At 38.6% G+C, this 16,920-nt stretch carries 10 protein-coding genes; all 10 read left to right on the top strand.

The window, feature by feature from the left end; all coding sequences use genetic code 11:
• Positions 1–21: 21 nt before the first annotated feature.
• The 10 genes from BCV73_RS24460 to BCV73_RS24405 all read left to right on the top strand — a co-directional run bounded on the left by BCV73_RS24460 (position 22) and on the right by BCV73_RS24405 (position 16,884).
• Positions 22–1,905, top strand: coding sequence for an AAA family ATPase (locus BCV73_RS24460; RefSeq protein WP_089548892.1), 1,884 nt, complete (start codon positions 22–24; stop codon positions 1,903–1,905).
• Complete coding sequence (locus BCV73_RS24455) at positions 1,902–2,933, top strand: hypothetical protein (RefSeq protein WP_089548891.1); 1,032 nt, start codon at positions 1,902–1,904, stop codon at positions 2,931–2,933. The genes BCV73_RS24460 and BCV73_RS24455 overlap by 4 nt, the downstream gene beginning before the upstream one ends.
• A 1,742-nt stretch (positions 2,934–4,675) precedes the next feature.
• On the top strand, positions 4,676–5,005 hold the full coding sequence (locus BCV73_RS24440) for a nucleotide pyrophosphohydrolase (protein WP_089548888.1): 330 nt from the start codon (positions 4,676–4,678) through the stop codon (positions 5,003–5,005).
• A 238-nt stretch (positions 5,006–5,243) separates the two neighbouring features.
• On the top strand, positions 5,244–7,112 hold the full coding sequence (locus BCV73_RS24435) for a DUF2075 domain-containing protein (protein WP_089548887.1): 1,869 nt from the start codon (positions 5,244–5,246) through the stop codon (positions 7,110–7,112).
• 153 nt (positions 7,113–7,265) lie between these two features.
• Entirely contained in the window at positions 7,266–8,123 is an 858-nt protein-coding gene (locus BCV73_RS24430; protein WP_089548886.1) for a restriction endonuclease, read from the top strand.
• Between the two features lie 195 nt (positions 8,124–8,318).
• Positions 8,319–9,032, top strand: a complete 714-nt coding sequence (locus BCV73_RS24425) for a hypothetical protein (protein WP_218828185.1) — start codon at positions 8,319–8,321, stop codon at positions 9,030–9,032.
• Between the two features lie 37 nt (positions 9,033–9,069).
• A complete protein-coding gene (locus tag BCV73_RS24420) occupies positions 9,070–9,666 on the top strand; it encodes a hypothetical protein (protein ID WP_143811895.1) in 597 nt (198 codons plus the stop codon).
• 157 nt (positions 9,667–9,823) lie between these two features.
• Positions 9,824–12,052: an MrcB family domain-containing protein gene (locus tag BCV73_RS24415; protein WP_089548883.1), complete on the top strand. Its 2,229-nt coding sequence runs from the start codon at positions 9,824–9,826 to the stop codon at positions 12,050–12,052.
• Positions 12,024–14,444 carry a restriction endonuclease-like protein gene (locus BCV73_RS24410; protein WP_089548882.1) on the top strand — a complete coding sequence of 807 codons (2,421 nt, stop codon included), beginning with the start codon at positions 12,024–12,026 and terminating at the stop codon, positions 14,442–14,444. Before BCV73_RS24415 ends, BCV73_RS24410 begins: the two co-directional genes overlap by 29 nt.
• A 568-nt stretch (positions 14,445–15,012) precedes the next feature.
• Positions 15,013–16,884 (top strand): SLOG domain-containing protein, encoded by a 1,872-nt coding sequence (locus tag BCV73_RS24405; protein WP_089548881.1) that lies wholly within the window; start codon positions 15,013–15,015, stop codon positions 16,882–16,884.
• Positions 16,885–16,920: the final 36 nt, after the last annotated feature.

The following is a 16,920-nucleotide window of genomic DNA, read 5'->3' as shown; positions in this document are numbered from 1 at the left end:
GTCATTACTAAAGGAGCTAATATGATAAAGAATTGGACATTAAAACAATTTAAATCTGTATTTGAGCAAACCAATTTAGATATAGCACCTCTGACTATCTTTACTGGCGCAAATAACTCGGGGAAAAGTACAATAATTCAGAGTATGTTATTAACTGCTCAAACCATACAAAATCCAGTTTATTCAAGGGCAGTTGTATTAAATGGTCATATTGCCCGATTAGGTACATTCGAAGACATTGCAACTAATAAAAGTGAAACAAAAGAAATATCGATTGGCTTCGAGTTATCTCCCACAGCAAAAGGACCTAGAGCAGCAAGAGTTTTTATGGGGAATCAACACAAAAAAAATATAGATGAAACATTTATAAGCTGTAACTATACCTTCACCACGGAAGGTACTGAAGATGTTGAGGTTGTGAATCTAAATCCAATTTTAAATTCATGTAGTATAAAACTACATTCTGATTCGGGTAATCGCGTTGAAGAAGTTAAGATTGAAAGAAGAGATAATCTGGATTTTGTAAAGGGTCTTGGGGTAACGGAGAAATACATAGATTCATTTGAAGATGCGCTACAGTATGAAGTAATTAAAATGCCATCATATAATAGGGATAGGATGCGTTACTATAGAAAATTTCCGAATAACGGAAAAACCGTTGGTGCAAGTTTGCAACACTTTTTGCCGAATAAAATTACACTTATTTATGACTTAATAGAAGAAGATATCGATAATTTGGTGAGAATGTGTATATACCCTGGCAGCTATTATTATAGGAGTACTGAAGTTAAGGAAGTGAATGAGTATCTAAATGATAAGTTATGTAATTTTATATTGGATGTAATAAAGGACATTTTTAAAACAAGTGAAGAGAAATATTCGCAAAGACGATATGAACAGGTGGAGAAATCTATTGAACGATTAACATCAGATTTTAAGCTGGACAGATTAATTCGTTGTTATAATACTTTAATGGCTCATGATCAGAAAAAATATAGTTCCCTAATGGAAGAAAAAGAGAGTAAATTAAAAGATTTAGCTAAAGCGAATAAATTATCTGAACTTGCATTGTTTAGTGCCGATCTACCGGATTATGCATACTTTGCTACTGATTATATAATCGAATTCTTTGCTAACAATGTAAAATATTTAGGGCCATTACGCGATGAACCTAAACCTATTTATCCTCACACAGGGACAACTGATTCACGTGACGTGGGTTATAGAGGGGAGCATACTGCTGCAGTACTCGAAATACATAAGAATACAAAAGTAAATTATATCACTCCACCAGAATTTAATCAGAGTGCTAACGTCCCAGAGTTAAAAAGTGATGAGCTAATTAACGCCGTACTTGATTGGTTAAATTATATGGGTGTAGTTAGTAATGTAAAAACAATTGATCGAGGAAAATTAGGGCACGAATTAAAGGTCAGTACTAATGATGATGATGAATGGCATGATTTAACACATGTTGGTGTGGGGGTAAGTCAGGTCCTTCCAATATTAGTGCTATCTTTGCTTGCACCAAAAGGGTCAACTTTAATATTTGAGCAACCAGAATTGCATTTGCATCCAAGAGTACAAACAAGATTAGCTGATTTTTTTGTCTCGATGTCAAACTTAGGAAAGCAATGTATTGTAGAAACTCATAGTGAATATCTAATCAATAGACTTAGATATCATGCTGTCGTTTCAGAAGATAGCAATTTTACAGAAAAAATTATTATGTATTTTGTTGAGAAAGAACTTGGGAAATCTAAATATAAGCCTGTAAAGATTAACAAGTATGGGGTTATTGAAGAGTGGCCAAAAGGTTTCTTTGATGAAAATGAAGAAACATCGGCTGCAATTATAAAAGCAGCAATGAATAAAAGAAAGAAGGAGTCTCAGCAGAAGCAATGACAAACATTTACTTAGATTCATATCTTTTAGCTTACCCTTCCTCCAAGAATGAGAGTGTGACAATAGAAGATTTCGAAGAATATTTGGAAAACCTTCTTTCGTGGAGAGAATTAAGAGATGTTAATTGGTCTGATATACTGATACCCAAAAACACACCTAATATCCTAATGCAATATAATAATTATCCGCATTGGGATGATTTGAAAATCTCACTTTCCCAGACAGGATTAAATCAAATCTACCAACCTAAAGATATCATTGAATTAGTTGATAATTTTCTGCATTTAAAAACAATTGAAGATGCTATAGGGATTAATGATATTCTATTTGATAATGTTGCAACTTCTGTTGATGAAAATGTTGGACAAAGACCAGCAACATATCTACACGAACTAAATAGAGTGTTGATGCTAATATCACTTAACAAATATTTATTTCCATCTCAGAATGAGAATTATCTGATAACAAGAAATATTGGGAATTCATTAGTAGAAGTTAATGGTGAAATACACGATTGTGAATTCGTTAATGAAGGATTAATAAATTCGTTTCCTTTAACGATTAATGGTGAAATTATTTCTTGTGCTACATTAAAAGATATTATATTAAATATCGATCCTGTGAATATGTGGAAAAATTCAAGAAGCATTGCGGGATATATCGATGCTTTGTTTATACATGTATATCAAAGAATGTGTTTTACGGGACTTGATCCTGAGAATATGCCGAACTGGTCATTTGGAAAAGAATTCATAGAGACTTGTCGGGAACATGGTTTTTTAAATAATGAAACCAAAATTCGAACATTATTAAGGACATGTACGGATACTATTCTTGAAGTAGATTTACCAGCTACTCATGCTCTTAGAACTGGTAGTGGTGGGGATAATCCACAAAGAAAAAGAGGAGAAGACAAGGCATGGAGAAGAGATGTTGACTACGAATACCACTTACATTACTGGCAAACAGGTAGGGGACATGAATTAGCATCCGTTGTAGTTCATAACGATATGTCTATACCTGCTTAGTGTATACTTCTATGGTCAAGATTTGGTCAAGATTCTCTAACAGTTCAGAAATTGAAATTCGCTGAGATAACGGAACCGGGTCGGCATTTAGCAAGTACGGGGATATCAAGAATCAGGTCCAGGATTATATTATTGATTGGCAGTACAAGGAACGGATCCAGCAGAAGCTGGCCGGCAACTGAGATGAAGGTAGTGACTATTTTGGTATCCCGCTCTAGAACGGCGACCCGGACATCGGCGCGTTCGAGTATCAGGTAACGGGCACCTGCCATCGGCAAAACGCGGATTCATCTATACACCGGCTTCAGTGATCCCGATGCTGAAGCTGCACGGACCGTACTATGGGAACCTAGCGCCGCTTGCGACAGCAACAGCCCCCGTGGCAACGATGTCCGACATCTCCGTCAAGGGCCTGACCGACGGATCGTATGACAAGGCGTAGTGGGCAAGAGGTGAACGTTATTGAACGAATTCAGGCCGGATTTTAGCACGGAGTCCGTCACGGCTAACTAGTTGAAAGTGTTGACGAGATTCAGAAAGAGCCAAGGGGCCCGACCTGGATTATTGTACCGGCACCGCCGGGGTACCGCTCAAGCAGGGAATCCAGCGCATACGGTGGACTTCGCGCGAACGACTGTGTTGACACTCCGTCTCAAAATCCAAGCGGCCAATCTGAAATGGGGCAAATTCGCGATCAACGAGCTGGAAATGTACGATAGACCTAGAATGAAGCAGAGAATCCTGTGAGGAAGTTCCCTTCTCGGATCTTTCATGTATAGATTGAATCTTCCATAGGGATGGTTCTTTTTTTTTAATATCTATAGTTAGGATATTGCGATATCGATGATAGCGGAACATGAAAGACAAGCGGGGGGAAAGTACTGAAGCTGCAGGCTGCAAGAAAATCGTCCATTGGTGTACCAAAAAATCGTGATCGTGTTCGTTTATTTTTGCTTCCTGAATTTCTCATAGGCAGGCGCATCTTTTTTTTTCAAACAGCTCGACAAGGAAGTTTAATTCATCCGGAATTTGCAGCTTCAGCTGCCGAATGACAAGGATCTCCAGAAGCTCGGATTCAGAAATAAGAGGAAGTGTAACTAATCGGACCCTGGTCAGGGACACGCCGGCGCTAACAGTAATAATGGCGAAGATATCAAAAATGAAAAAACATTTAAGGTTAATATAGAGATAATTGATATAAATATGTAATTTATTACCATCAGAGGAAGTTGCTGATTCTATCCGTGGCGTACACAAGAATGCTTGGGTATAGATGGTGACCGCGGCATCTTCACATTGCTTTAAACGAGTTAGAGATAGTTTAGAGGAATGGGCCATGAACAAAGAAAGCCTTTTACAATTGTACCTGATAGAAGGCATAGACTGTGACCGTACTTTGATTAACAGTATCGAGTCAGATAAGAATTTTATTCAAAAGAACTACGAAGTTCATCTAGTAAAAGAAAAATGAAAAATGAACTTCGGTTTGAATAATTAATCACTGAGAGCTTTCAATTAGGCGCAGGCAAACTTGTACTGAAGGATGAACAAGTTTTTTGGGTCAGCCACCTATTTAACAATCTCATTTTGTCCTTCAAATTTTTCACATTGATCTCATTGCTCTAGGTCGATTCATTGATATGCCATAGATAATAATAGTACATCTGAACTTAAAGTAAGTTCATTAAAATAATTTCCATCTAATTTATTCTTTATATTTAATATCTTGGGAGGGTACTATAATGGATGAGCTTACAACAAAAATACTCAAATTTAGGGATCAAAGAAACTGGGGACAGTTTCATAACGCTAAGGATTTAGCTATATCACTATCACTTGAAGCGAGTGAACTGCTAGAGCTTTTTCAATGGAAGCGAAGCGAAGATGTTATTAAGGATAAAATAGAAGATATTAAAGATGAACTTTCGGATGTCTTATATTATGTGCTTTTAATGAGTCATGACCTGGGGATTAATATAGAGGAAGCTCTTGAATCTAAACTTGAAAAGAATGAAAAGAAGTATCCTGTGGATAAGGCGTATGGTAGTAATAAGAAATATTCTGAGTTATAGTGTATAAGTTAATTAGAAACCGTTATATTGCTTTATTCCACGATAGCACTGAGATAAGCTGTTTGATTGTTTCTGTACTTTCTATGAATATGTAACTTATTACTTATTTAATTCCAATTGAAGGATATGTCAATGCTCTGTCGAAGTGTGTAATTTATTAAAACGGAACTATTGATCTATTTCTTTAGCAACACAAAATGAAGAAAATTAAAAGAGCATTAAGGCGGTGCCAACAACTATGATTATCTACAGCAGTAACGCATTACAATTTAGAGAGGCTGTTGAGACCAATCAAATCACTCTAGATATTGAACAGGCTTATATTCAGAAAATGGGGAAACGGCCAATCCAAGGTGAACGGATGGCATGGAATAATTCCATGCAATTTATGGAGCGAGTGATTCGAAACTCGGAAATACCAGATGATTGCGGCATTCTAATCGAATATAATATTCCTTCAACAAGCAAGAGAATTGACTTCATTATTGCAGGTAAAGATGTACAAGAACAAGATAATTTTGTCATTATTGAGCTTAAACAATGGGATTCTGCTAAAGCTACAGATAAAGAAGATGTTGTAGTTGCATTTATTCGTAGCCGAAACCGAGAAACACCTCACCCATCTTACCAAGCATGGTCCTACCGACAGTATTTAACAGACATGAATGAGGCCATCCGAACCAATGACTTAAAGGGACACTCATGCGCTTACTTACATAATTACCATGAACCTAAAACGTATGATCCTCTTAAAAACGAAGTTTACAATTCTATTATTAAGGAAGCTCCGTTATTTTACGCAAATGATACGAAGGAACTTCAGAAGTTTTTGTATAAACATGTTGGTAAAGGGAATGGAATTAACCTACTTTATTTAATTGAAAATGGGAAGATACGTCCCTCGAAGAAATTGATTGATCATATAAACGGACTGTTCAAAGGTAATTCAGACTTTATTATGCTGGATGAACAGAAAGTTGCTTATGAAACAATAATGTCCTTAACTAATGATCTAACATCTAAAAGGACTATTATCGTTAAAGGTGGACCAGGAACAGGTAAATCCGTTATCTCAATGAACGCACTTGGGGGAATACTTTCTAAAAAGAAAAATGTTAAATTTATCGCTCCTAACGCTGCTTTCCGTACTGTAATGGTGGACACGTTAGCTAAACAGCAAATTAGAGATAAAACTAGGACTAGAGTGTTATTTGCTGGATCTGGACAGTTCTATGATTGTGAATCAAACTTTTACGATGTTTTAGTCGTAGATGAAGCGCATAGACTGAAGGGGAAAGGAGCCTATCAGTATAAAGGTGCTAATCAAATCGAAGATATCATTAAAGCCTCTAAATTAAATGTATTTTTCATAGATGATAATCAAAGAATTAGGCCAGATGATATCGGCTCAGTCGAAGAGATTAAAAGAATAGCAGCGCTTCATGAGTCGGAAATTCATGAAATTGAACTTACTTCCCAGTTTAGATGTGCAGGGGCTGATGGTTATTTGAACTGGGTTGATGATGCTCTTCAAATTAAGGAAACAGCTAATTTTAATGGTTGGGATAAATCAGCCTTTGACTTTCAACTATTCGATAGTCCCCATGAGTTGTTAAAACAAATTAAAGAAAAAGAAGATAATGGATTCAGGTCTCGAATGCTGGCTGGATTTGCTTGGACATGGACAAAAGTAGATGAAGGAAACCATAACGGTGAAATCGATGACGTCATTATCGAAGAGCATGATTTTAGCATGCCTTGGAATGGACGAGCGATTTCAACTACTTGGGCTATTCATCCCGATGGTATCGATCAGATTGGTTGCATCCATACTTCCCAAGGCCTTGAGTTTGATTATGTTGGTGTCATTATTGGCAAAGATCTTAAGTTTGATCCCCAAACTATGACGCTTTATGCCGATTATGATGAATATAAAGATACGGTTGGCAAGAAGGGATTAAAGAAAGATCCCGCAAAGTTAACTGAACTGGTCAAGAATATTTATAAAGTGCTATTATCTCGGGGGATGAAGGGGTGCTACGTTTACTGTAGAGATAAAAACCTTCATAACTATCTATTGGAAAGAATTCAACTTACCAACTCTTAAATTACAGATACGAAAATTGGTAGATCCATTGAACCATATTAGTAGTTCTAATGCACCCGTTGAAGGGTGTATTTCTTTTTACCTAAATTAGAGGGAATGTAGGATCAATTGTCGAAAAATGGATATATACATAACCGGAAGGATGAGTGGCAAATGGCTAGGACATACAAAGCAGAAGGCAGGCAGCTTGCATACGTTTTGAGAGGTTTATTTGTTATCGGTGGACTTACGCTTTATTTTAGTATTCCAGGATTACATTGGGGTTTCTTCTTTGGCATTATTCTTGTTGCTGTTCTAGCAGCAGAAATTCTGGGTGCGATGTGGACAAGGAAGAGACGTACGAATAAAAAGCAATACTCTGCTAAACCAAATCAAAAGAAAAGCCCAACCACAACAAGACGTGCCAGCAACTCAGTGAGATCAGACGAGATTATCCTTACAAGCCAATTAGACGATTTAACTGGAGCTGAATTCGAAAGATTACTTGCTCTTTATTTCCGCGATCAAGGTTATACCGTTAAGGAGGTCGGTGTGGGAGGAAGCGACGGCGGAGTGGATTTAGTCGTTATTGACCGTCACGGTGAAAAGACCGCAGTGCAAGCAAAATGTTATGCGGACCATAACCTGGTTCCCGTCACGACCATACGTGAACTAGTTGCAGCAAAAAGAAATCATGATTGTATTTTATCCTTGCTTGTCACCACCTCCGACCTGACTCCTCCTGCGAAGAAGGAAGCGGAACAGTTTAAAGTGGATTATTGGCATGGCGGTCTTGTAGAGCATAAGCTCAGAGCTTGGGGAAGGTGGCAGCCTAGTAAAAAACGAGGCCCAATTGAAAAAAATGTAGCCACGGCTAAATCCGAAATAGTTAAGACAAAAAGAGAGGTGGCGGCAACCAGCAGTATAACATGCAAATGTGGTGCCCCAATGGTTAGAAGAAAAGGAAAACAAGGTACGGAATTTTGGGGTTGTAGTAACTTTCCGAAGTGTCGAAATACAAGAAGTGTCTAGCCAAGGGAATAGAAAGTTTTGGAATTGCTGAAAAACAAATACTTGGGGGTTGACTCAATGAAGATTAGCGACATATATAAGTTGGGAGTAACACAGGTTCAGTTGGATTTTGTCGATATTAATATTAATCAGGATTATCCAATATAAATTGATCCCTACTTAATATCAACTAGAAGTGATCCTTGGTCAGTTGAAGTGAATAGAACTATAAAAAACTTTTTCTCTAAAGTAGCAGAGTATATTCGTAATGATAAACATGAAATGGCTATTGAATTATTTCAATTTATGTCTGAACCAAAAGAAACTTGTTTAGGGATTAGCAAAACAGGTACAGACAATGGAAGAGGGGTTGGTGTTGAAAACGCAACTGATATTATTAAAGAAATTATTAGAAGTAAAGCAATTGAGACAGGTATTGTTCAGAATATAGAAGACATTATTGTATTTGTGGATGATGTTGACAAAGATAAATTATCAGATATGACTACAAATATTATTCGGAAGCATCTTATTGATTACACAAAAGAACAATGTAATATTTGGGGAATTCCATTAACAATAAATGAAACTCTCCCTTACTGGGATCCTGTTAGTGAAGATTGGACAACATCCAATGAAGAATTACTTTACTACAAAGGAAGAGAATTATTATTAGTACCTAAAGCTATTGTGACATTTATTTCTGAATATAATGCGCAAAAATATGGGTGGCACTATGTAATTAGTGATGAAAGAGATGATCAATTAAGAAGACGCTCGGTACTTGTTAAATATAGAAAATACAAAAACGGTAGAGAGGAATATTATCTTCCCAAAAAAGATGTAGATAAAGATATAGGGAACAGGATTGAAAATGGTGAATTTGAAAGTAGGAAGGATTTTCTAAAAATATACACAAAGAAAACCTGAACTGTTTGAGAGGTTTAGAAAGTCAAGATCAGGAGCAGTGAAATCGCTCTCTAATGATGAAATTATGCAATTTACTGGATTTGAGGACATTAATAATATAGTTGATGCTTTGATATTAAGTTTAAAGAGTATTCCAGTTGGAACCAAAACTGCGTCAGAATATCATAAATTCATAAAATCAATTCTCGAAATTCTCTTTTATCCTCATCTAAACAACCCAACGATTGAAGAAAAACTGCATCAGGGTAGAAAAAGAGTTGATATAGTAATGAATAATATTACGCAAAGTGGATTTTTTTATAGATTGCAAGATATTAATAAAATTTTCTGTCCATACATCTTTATAGAATGTAAAAATTATGGAAAGGATATTGCAAATCCGGAAATAGACCAACTCTCCAGCAGATTTGCATTTAACAAAGGAAAGTTTGGAATACTAATGTGCAGAAAAATTGGAAATAAGGATTTATTATATCAGAGATGTTCTGACACTTACAAAGATGATAGAGGACTTATTATTCCATTAGATGATAAAGATATTGTCGAAATGCTCGAATCAATCAAAAATAATGAGAAAGACGGCATAGAAGAAAAGCTAGAAAGTATTAAAAGGAAGATAATATTGAATGGATAAATGTATGGAACATCAGCTAACAAGGTGCGAGAGCAGTTGCAATACAATTCATTTGTATATTTATCATCATGAAAATAAAAAATCACGATAATAATGGAAGTATTATCTTTGACTGATCCAGCATGATAGAACTAAACTCAGCCTGGAGGAATTCAATATGCTACCTAATGAACTTTCTACAATCTTTAGAAACAAACAAAAATCCTATAAAATGGTCCTTATCCTTTCTCTACTAGAATTTCACAATCAAACCCAATTCTTTAACGCCCCGCTTAGCAACATTGCTGAGCGGTTTTTGGCGTATTACCAGCAGAAATCAAAAGAAGGTCTTAAAATAGATACCCCGCCGCAAAACGAGGCTGTTAGTTGGGATCAGTTTACGTTAGGACAGACCAAGTCACTACTTAGAACGCCTATAGATGCTCTATCTTCCATCCTTGAGGTAGACCAAGAGAATCAGACTATATCATTCACAACTGAGTTAATCGAAAGGCTTAATGAGGATGTGCTAGAAGAGTTGGAGCAATACGCTCAGACAGAATTACATCATTACAATGAAAAGCTCGAGTCTACTGGCATTCAACCCGCCTTTTCACTCCATGAAGCTCTTTCCGAAATTTTAAACAACTACCTGACTGCCCGAACAGAATCTTTTGCCGGACATTCACTAGGAATGCTTTTTAGACAGACAATCCCAGAACAATTAAGAGCTCTTCCTTTCATGGACGAACAATACAAAATTCAGGGTTCGATTGGCCAAGGCAATTGGGCGAACATCCCGTGGATTGCAATCATGGATAAGCGTATAACTGAAACAACGCAGCAAGGTGAATACATAGTGTATTTGTTTTCCGAGGATATGAAGTCTGTATATCTCACCCTAGCCCAAGGGGTCACATTACCAACTAAAGAACGTGGGAAGAAGGATGGATACCAGTATCTCATAGAAAAGGTAAATGAAATCAGGGGCCTACTTCCCCTCGAAAACATGCAAAAAGACGACCAGATTCATCTTACCACTAGTGGCTTAGGACGCGACTATCAGGTCTCCACAGTAGCCTATATACGTTATGATCGAGACGCTCTACCAGATGACGAACAGCTATGGACTGATTTAGAAAATTTCGTGTCAAACTACAAGATATATGTGGAGCATGTCCTGAACAACAATCATGACGAGCATAACTCTATTACGAATAAAGAGGAGGCAGAGCTCTTGAGTTCATTAAGCGTGCCTGGGCAAGTGCAGCAGATTAAAGCCTTCATCGAGCAAAAAGGATTCCACTACCCGAAGAGCTTAATCGAGAACCTATACCTCTCTCTGAAAACCAAGCCTTTCGTCATCTTAGCAGGGGTGTCGGGTACCGGCAAAACCAAGCTCGTGAAGCTATTTGCCGAAGCGCTTGGCGCTACGGGGGATAACCATCAGTTTACCCTGATCCCAGTACGACCGGACTGGAGCGATCCTTCGGATTTATTAGGATACAAGGACTTATCGGGTGCATTTCGGCCCGGTCGTTTAGCTGAGGTACTCGTTGAAGCTTCTCAGCCGGCGAATCAGCATAAGCCATATTTTATCTGTCTGGACGAGATGAATTTGGCTCGGGTGGAGTACTACTTCAGCGATGTACTCAGCGTGATTGAGACGCAGGAGTGGAAGCAAGATCGGATTGTCACGTCCAAGCTTATCAACCGGGAGTCCTTGCTACAGGAGGACCAATCGGTTTATGGGGACTTGTCCATACCGGATAACGTGTATTTGATTGGTACAGTGAACATGGACGAGACGACGCATCCTTTTAGCAAAAAGGTACTGGATCGTGCGAACACGATAGAGTTTAACTATATTGATCTCCAGCAATATCCGAGCCTTGCGTTGCAAGAGGAGGAGACGCTGCTTCCCGTGCATAACTCATTTCTGCGAAGTGAGTATTTGCAGCTAGTTGACGTGTACGCCGATTATACGGACTTGGTTCACGCGACGACAGAGAAGTTAGTCAAGATTAATCATATTTTAGAAGAGATCCATTCCCATGTGGGATTCCGGATTCGGGATTCGATCTGTTTTTATATGGTTTACAATCAACGCTATGAATTACTTGCTCCCGACGAAGCTTTTGATCTACAGTTGTTGCAGAAAATCTTACCACGCGTTCAGGGGAGCAGTTTATCCGTGAAACGCGTCCTATTAAAGCTTCTAGAGGGGGCACTAGGAAGAAAGCTCTCTTCGTTCTCCGACCTCATGGAAGATGCGTCTAACATCGACCAAGAATGGAATGACGATCAAGAAGAAAAGAAGGCTAAACATCCACTTAGCGCCCGGAAAATCGCCTTTATGCTGCGGAGGTTAGAAGAAGATGGATTCACCTCTTACTGGCTCTCTTAATCAGAGCGTTGAATTGCTGCGCATCGAAACCAACCTCTTCAATCTGTATATTCAAGGCAAGCCCTATCATCCTACGGTGGAGTCATTGCAGTTGCATCGCTGCCAGGATGGAGAGTGGATCGATACCAGTCTTTTGGTTCGCTCTCTTTCGAGTAAACTTCAGATCGAACAAATTTCGATATTTTCACCGGAACAAGGGGGGCTTATCCCATGGCAGGTGGGAGAGCGGAGTTGGCCGCTATTTTTCGAAACGCAGTCTTATGAACTAGTGGTGGAGAAGAAGCAGACGTTGGCGATGACCTTTCATCACGATAATGCTAGCGTCAGACAGGCGATTAAGCCGCTGGGTCAGACGATCCTATCGGGGATCCTGAATTTTCAGAATGAGGTAGGGCTAACCGATCTGGAGCTTCGGTTGAGTGGGGAGGCGATTTTTCAACTACAACTCGAGATCTTCCCTTCTAAAATGGATTACAAACAAGATTACCAAATGATTCTAAACGATGTGAATCGGCAGATCTATAACTTGTCCTTTGATTTTCTACGGAAGACGTACCATTTAACCGGGTTAAAAGAAACGAAGCATCAGAGTTTGACGGAGTTTTTTACGATTTTGCAGCATGTATTTGACCAGCTTGTCCAGGCCGTGGCACGAATTGAGACTTCGCCTAATTATAGGTTAGAGAAAGAGATGAGAAGGGTCGAGGCAGCTAGAGTAAAGAAGACCGGGAAGGAGAACATCGCTTATCTGACGAAGCATCCTCAGTTGCTTAGACCCGATGACAAGATCGGATTTATTCCCATCAACGGGCAAACGTTATATCCAAGCCATGCGTTGGAGACGAAACGGCGGATTCAATATGACACGTTGGAGAATCGTTTTGTAAGGTGGGTTCTCGAACGCATATCAAGTAAATTGAAGGAGCTGAAATCCAGACTATCGGGAAAAACGCGGATGCAGGATCCTCTCCTAATGAAGCGAATCGACTCGATGCAGAATCAATTGCAGCGGCTGCTGAGGCTCGATTTTCTCAACGTTGGCGGAATGAAGCAGCTCTCGGTGTCCTTAGTGTTACAAATGGCGCCCGGGTATCGGGAGGTATATCGCAATTATTTGATGCTGATGAAAGGCCTATCGATCCAAACCGACCTGTTCCGGCTCTCGATGAAAGACTTGGCGCAGCTGTATGAGTATTGGTGCTTCCTGAAAATTCACGATCTTCTCAGCCAGAAGTACGAGCTTCTTAAGCAAGATATTATTAAGGTCCAGCGGAATGGGATTTTTGTGACTTTGGACAAGTCTGCGAAAGCCAAAATGGTGTACCGCAACCCGAAGAACGGAGAGCTATTCACCCTATATTACAATGCCCTTCCGAAAGGCGATAAAAGCGAGACGCTCGGCCAGAGGCCGGATAACGTACTGACGCTAAAGAAAAATGAGGCTTCGGTAGAGTACAAGTATATTTTTGACGCGAAATATCGTTTGAACCCGGCATATGAGGGGACTTCCTATTATGATAAATACAGTCAGCCCGGTCCGGAGGAAGACGATATCAACACCATGCATCGGTACCGGGACGCGATTGTGTATGCGGATGGGGAAGGACAAGACCGAGAGTATGAACGGAGCATGTTTGGAGCGTATGTGCTCTTTCCATACCATGATGAGGGGCAATTTCGGGAGCACCGTTTTTATAAAAGTATCGAGCTCGTAAATGTAGGGGCCTTTCCGTTTCTTCCGAACTCAACAAGTCTGATGGAAGCCTTCGTGGATGAGATCATTATGGACAGTCCCGAAAAAGCCTACGAACGCTCCACAAGACCACGAGGCACGAAGAGTTACTACCAGGATAAAATGTCTGGCAAAAATGTTTTAGTAGGCTCGCTGCGAGAGCCTTCACAGTTGGAGCAGGCGCTGGAGCTTAGGTTCTACCATATGCCGCTTGAAAACATCACGGATCACAAGATCCTAACGCAGATCGAATATATTGCGCTCTATCAATCGAAAGGGAAGTTTGCTTCTACTGGGGAGACCGGTATCCATTGGTATGGGCGCATTGTGGATTGGAAGGTTCTACGACGCAAAGAAATCACTGAGCGTCCTGCGAGGAGAGGTTCAGAAGAGGAGCTTTACGTCAAGTTTACGATCGAGCAATGGATCAGGCGGGATAAACCGATCGTTCCTGGTGGGCGGGGGATCTATACGGCGTTGTATACATCGAAGTACATCTTTGACCGGGCTGCGGAAATTGCTGAGCTAAAATTAGAGACAGAAGAGGATATCATCAAATGGCGTGAGCAGAGACGTACAGGTTCGGTGAAGGTGGAGCTGGATCATGAGCAGGTGGATTTGGCGAAGCGGGTGTTGGGGATTCGGGGATTGGAAAAATAACGATGTATTTAAAAAGCTGCGTGTTTACGCGGCTTTTTTGTTTGAAGGATTAAAGGACTCGAATTATTGTTAACTGCACACGCAACGGCAAGTTCTTGCAAGCCTTTAGCTTCTTGAATTCGTCATATTTAGATGGAAATTATACACATAAAGTTAATGATGGAGGATTCATTTAATATTAAAACTCACAAGAGAATTAAATTCAGTAGGGAGGAGCTTTTCACTTACAAAGGATAAAAGATTACTATTTAAAAATAATTTCACAAAAAAATAATGACGGCATATTACCATTTCCAGCTTTCCATTATCAATATTCGCCAGAGTAAACGTAAGCGAGTATGTAAACAATTTATTAAATAGACATAAACTAACAACATTCGACATGTATAGGGGATTATAATGGATATATGTAATTTGTCCTAGTTATTAAGAACTGATTATTCGTTTGGTGTAAGTGATAAACAGGTCAAAATGGCTATGGAAAGAGGTTGGGTATATGTCTAGATGGGAGGAATATATATCAGATAATTCATGGCTTTAAATAATTATTTAATAATGGAGGGTTCGCATGGGAGCAGTACTATTAAGTCCAAATCTTACAATTGGAAATGATACGCTAACAGATACGTTTTACTATTTGTTGCGTTCGGAACTAGAAGATTATGTAGATGTACGAAGTCTCAAAACCACAATGCATCTTCATGAAATTTCATTACAAACAGATGATGTGTTGGTTATCTTTAACAATCAAAGTCAGGAATATTCTGAAAATATTTTACTTCTTCTTAATTGTGCTTTAGAAATAGGGTGTCAGATCATTCCGATATCATTATATGAGCCAACAAGAACACCTGCCTCGGTAATCTCTCACATTCAAAGTTTTGAAGTGGTTGATCAATTACGTCAAAGGAGATTGACAGATAAAAATATAGATACAGTTGCCTTTGCTCTTGTTCGATTAATCATGTCTAAAATCCAACCAACTATGTCAGTTGAGCAAATGAATCTTTTCATCAGTCATCGTAGAATTGATGGCGAAGAAATTGCTTCAAAATTTTACAATGAATTTAGAAGACGTGCCAATGAAGTAGAGGTATTTAGAGATCTAATTAGTATTAATGTAGGGCAAGACGCACAGGAAGAAATAGAGAAGAGCTTGTATAACAGCGACGCTGTTATATTACTTGATACTCCCCGATGTGGCGAATCAAAGTGGATAAAGAGAGAACTACAAATTGCTTTAGGTTTAAATTTGCCTATAGTTTGGGTAAAGTTAGGGCCTAACTCAGATAGAACTAATCTCGAAGTCTTACCGGGAGGAAGCCCCCATTTTAGTTTTGAGAATCTGGATGGTGTTGATTTAGAGGGATCACAAAATATTATTGATGACATAATTCATAAAGCCTTTCAGATAAGCAGAAATAATGCAATGACTGTAATTGATCACTTTAACCGTCTTCAACAGCTTGCTAGTTCAAAAAGAATAAAGTTAACTCCTATAAATAAAAAAAATATGGTCTATCGAGTGGAAGTCCCTAGAAAGGTAGAAGTATTACAATATTATCAGCGTCCACTAAGTCATATTTTTCAGTTATTTGGCCGTAATCCTAAGGATGTGGACAAAAGGAGTTTTGAACCGTTACTTTCGGAACTAGGTTATCAACCACATCCAGCTCTAGGTTATCACTTTGATTCTGGGTTACTTTTAGGGCCGAATACATCTCTAGATTCTTTAAATGTTAATGGTCCAATTTGTGTTGATTCGATTGATGGATATGTAACCTTCCTCCAAAAATATCTATTGTCGGACAAAAGAACTGCAACTAAAAAAGGAATTATTATTTCAGGGGCATTTCCAGATTATGAACCTGAATTCCAAAAACAATTGACAAATGCAGTTTACTCCTTTGCTAAAGCTGTATTAGACAAAGGTGGGACTATTATTTTTGGAAGCCACCCAACTTTTCAACATATGATTCTTGAATTGGCAAGAAGATTGCGTCCTAATGACTATATAAATGCTGTTCATATGTATATCTCGAAGCATTTTGTTACTCAAGCAGCAATAAGCGAATTAACTAGTCATGCAACTGTATTTGCAACGGAGAATATTAATAATGATCGAGAAGAGAGTTTAACTGCTATGCGGCAAGCAATGATATCAGACGAAGAAGCAGCTGGTATTGTTTTAATTGGAGGAAAACAACATAAGCATATTAAGCCAGGTATCGATGAGGAATTGGAATTGGCTCAGAATAACGGCATTCCAGCATTTATCATTGGTTCTGTAGGTGGACGTTCCTCAGAATTGGCTAAAGATAAGATCGAAAACGGTGATAATCTAATAAATGGATTGACTGAGGAACAAAACAAAAAGTTACTTACAAGTTTAGATTACAGGTCGTTAGCAGATGAAATTTTACAATCTTTAGGCTTCTGATTTGGAAAAAGTACCTTGTACCATTTTTATTAAAAA

Source organism: Paenibacillus sp. SSG-1, assembly GCF_002224835.1.
Taxonomy (GTDB): Bacteria; Bacillota; Bacilli; order Paenibacillales; family Paenibacillaceae; genus Paenibacillus_AQ; species Paenibacillus_AQ favisporus.
This window is presented reverse-complemented; position numbering and strand designations above follow the sequence as displayed.